We start from the raw sequence: 3,033 nt of genomic DNA, 5'->3' as shown, positions 1-3,033 counted from the left end.
GGTCAGCCGCCTATCGACACACCGGAAGAAACCTCTGCAATTCCTTTTAAAAAAATGAAGCCGAAGAATGAAGCATACAATATTCCACGTATCGAAAAAAGTGACTGCACGATAAAATGAAAGGCTGCAACGGAAGAACAGACTTGCGGATTCTGCGGGGAGAACATAACCATACAGGCATACAGCCACTACAACTGTTTCCGGAAAAAGAAGATTATACAACCGGAAAAACAGAAAGGCATCCACTCGGAGAAAAGCAAGCAAACGATTGAAGCGGACTGCCGATTTAGCGGCGAAATATCCGACTACCTATATACAGCCCTAAAAGGCTGGGGCATATGGGTAAGCAACAGACTGCCGGGCAAATAAAAGGAGAGTGGCATAGCCGCCGGAAAGAGGTTGTCTCGATGTGGCCGAAGCTCCGAAAGCAGACCGGATATGCCTCTCTCCTTTGCCTTCCCCATTCCTGGATTTCACACAATCACGGAGCCTGCGAGTGACTATGAGAAATCCTGAAACGGGGACAGTCACTCCGCTGAAAGGGTGGGTGGGAAACATGTGACTTTCTCCAAAATAACAAATAGGGGTATAAAGATCTCAAAAGAAAAGAAAGCCGTTCCAGAAAAGACTGGAGCAACTATCACCATCTACTGTTCTTTAAGTTAATTGCAGCAAATCCAAATCATCAGTGACCAATCCATCCAATACATGTTGGATTTTATCAAATATAGCCTTATCTATGCCATACGTGGCGCATAACGATTGAAATTTGCTTACAGCATCGAACACCTGTAATATCTTCTTTTCGGGCTCCTCTACAAAATCCTCGGCAAAGTTGACGAAATCACTTGTAGTCAAGGCAGACCTTTTGCCCATCACGCCCATCGAATGAATGTGTGCTGAAGAATTTTCCCATGTATTTGCCGTGAACATTACATCATATGCAGGTGATAAACGCCATACCCCTGCCTTATCCATGATAAACGATATGTTCTTATTATGATCATCGGATATACCTGCGACATAATTAAATACCATTCTGATAAATATCTGATCTTTGTCTTCCTGGGGAAGTTTCAGAGTCTCTGCTATCCAACACAGCTTCATATAATCATCTGCACCCGGCATAATGGCCGCAAGGGTCTGACTAAAGAGCTTTTCTCCATTCTTACGATCAAATCTTTCCGTTACGAAATGATTTCTTCCATCAATTTCTTTCAGGAAGCATGGCATCATGTTGATTCCCGCCGCCTTTGCCATTTCGCTATATACCATTTCTATCTCTGTGGTAGGAGAGTCATCTGCTTCTTTAAATTTGATGATATACTGCTTAAAATTTTCAGGCAAATCCACCTGGCCGGAACGAAACTCTTCCGTTTCGAGATTATAGGCAATCACTGCCTTCGGGCGCATGCCACCGGCAGAAGTTCCAAGATATATCAACTTTTTCATCGTGAGGCTATCCTCCGGTGATATGACAGCAGCATCTCGATCATTATATATTTTAGAAGCCAAAGTTGCCAATGATGACATATTTACTGACTCATGGATGGCATCATCATTAAATTCCGGTTCAAATTCCAATGCTCCCATAGCCCTCTTGCCAATATAAGAGAGCTTCAATAGAGGCAATGATTCCGTAACCTTTATATTATTATCCGTGAGCCATTGGTCAAATAGGGAAGCCCCCCATTTGTCAGGAAGCGCATCTGCAAGAAATTCCGGAAGCCCTTGATATAATTTATCTTTATTCCCATAGAAAGACGCAAACAAAGGGGTTCTCTTAGGGTGTGTGGAAGGGCATATATCATAATCTTGTTTCCTATATTCATCCGTAAATTGGAATACAGAACAATGCTTTTCAAAGTCCCAATTCAATTTGCCAATGCAAGTCCCCCACAGATATACATTCACTATAATCGGCTCTTTCTTCATACCATCTTACGTTTACCGTTAATTCTTTGTATTCTTTTACCTGTTTTTTCATTGATTAGGAAAGGGGAGTCTGGAAGTTCCGGAACCAAACCGACAACGCCTTCAAGAGTTCCACTTATACGCAAAATCTTAAGCAATGTACTTAGGGCAATATCACTTACTTTACAAGATTCTATTCTCTTAATAGTAACGATAGATACTCCTGCCTTATCCGCAAATTCTTGCTGGGAAAAACAGCAGCTAAGTCTTATAGACTTAACTCTCTTGCAGATTTCCTTTACAATACATTCATCTGAAAATTCGTATATTGTATATGTATCATATAATCTTTTCATAGAAAAACATATTTAGGTATCATTTTTGATACAAAAATACCGATAAATCTGAAAATCACCAAATTAAGAAACACTTTTTTTATAATCTTCTGCCGCATTAGCAAACGATTGAAGCGACCTTGTGCCGCTTCAATCGTTTGATTGCTTTTTCTTTTTAGTCCGGGGGTTCTTATTTTTCCGGAGTCGGGTAGAACTTAGTAGCTACCATCACAATGCGGTTACGTTTCTCCCCACTTTTAGAATCCGTCCATTCTTCCGGCTTAAAGTAGCCTTCAACGGTAATCAGTACATCTTTTTGCAGTATCCAAAAAGCATAGCGGTCTTCCATCTTACTCTAGGCTTCAACTTTCATAACAGAGGAAACAAATGTTTTTTCTTCATTTATCTTGCCTATGCGACTGACCACAATAGAGAAGTGTGCAACCTTTACTATTTCGAATAAATGGATTTCTGCATCCCTACAAATCCTGCCTGTTACTGCGAATGAATTTTCAATCTTTTTCATATCTCTGATTTTTTAGAAGTTAATTAATCAATTTTACAGTGCAATAACTGATTGTTGGCTTTGGGGGACACCATGAAAAAAGATATAAATACTCTTTTTATGCTGGCCGGAAAAAGGAAGATTTGTAACTTTTTTATTGGTGAAGATGGCAACGAATAATTCGGGTTAAATACGCTTTTTGTGCAAGGCAAAAAAAGGAAGATTTCAGACGAATAACAACGTGGTGTTTGTGAATCGTCCCCTTATCCCCGTAAAAGG

At 40.2% G+C, this 3,033-nt stretch carries 3 protein-coding genes and 1 pseudogene; 1 reads left to right on the top strand and 3 read right to left on the bottom strand.

Annotation, left to right across the window (positions count from 1 at the left end; translation table 11 throughout):
- Positions 1 to 338 precede the first annotated feature (338 nt).
- Complete coding sequence (locus ABUA47_RS24030) at positions 339 to 500, top strand: hypothetical protein (protein WP_005868748.1); 162 nt, start codon at positions 339 to 341, stop codon at positions 498 to 500.
- 157 nt (positions 501 to 657) lie between these two features.
- Here ABUA47_RS24030 and ABUA47_RS24025 read toward each other — a convergent pair whose 3' ends face one another.
- The 3 genes and pseudogenes from ABUA47_RS24025 to ABUA47_RS24015 all read right to left on the bottom strand — a co-directional run bounded on the left by ABUA47_RS24025 (position 658) and on the right by ABUA47_RS24015 (position 2,775).
- Positions 658 to 1,935, bottom strand: a complete 1,278-nt coding sequence (locus tag ABUA47_RS24025) for a type II toxin-antitoxin system HipA family toxin (RefSeq protein ID WP_005868749.1) — start codon at positions 1,933 to 1,935, stop codon at positions 658 to 660.
- The gene (locus tag ABUA47_RS24020) at positions 1,932 to 2,270 is read right to left on the bottom strand and encodes a helix-turn-helix domain-containing protein (protein WP_005868750.1); all 339 of its coding nucleotides are present in this window, start codon (positions 2,268 to 2,270) and stop codon (positions 1,932 to 1,934) included. The genes ABUA47_RS24025 and ABUA47_RS24020 overlap by 4 nt, the downstream gene beginning before the upstream one ends.
- Before the next feature lie 169 nt (positions 2,271 to 2,439).
- Positions 2,440 to 2,775: pseudogene (locus tag ABUA47_RS24015) on the bottom strand (single-stranded DNA-binding protein).
- Between the last annotated feature and the right edge of the window lie 258 nt (positions 2,776 to 3,033).

Source organism: Bacteroides sp. RTP31139st1_H2_RTP31139_211217, from assembly GCF_040227615.1.
Lineage (GTDB): Bacteria > Bacteroidota > Bacteroidia > Bacteroidales > Bacteroidaceae > Bacteroides > Bacteroides uniformis.
Note: the sequence above shows the minus strand (reverse complement) of the source record. Positions and strands in the feature narration are given on the sequence as shown.

What these genes read in the sequence shown, in the direction of transcription:
- ABUA47_RS24025 (WP_005868749.1), bottom strand. Translation starts at nt 1,935, where the DNA reads ATGAAGAAAGAGCCGATTATAGTGAATGTATATCTGTGGGGGACTTGC.
- ABUA47_RS24020 (WP_005868750.1), bottom strand. Translation starts at nt 2,270, where the DNA reads ATGAAAAGATTATATGATACATATACAATATACGAATTTTCAGATGAA.
- ABUA47_RS24030 (WP_005868748.1), top strand. Translation starts at nt 339, where the DNA reads ATGGGTAAGCAACAGACTGCCGGGCAAATAAAAGGAGAGTGGCATAGC.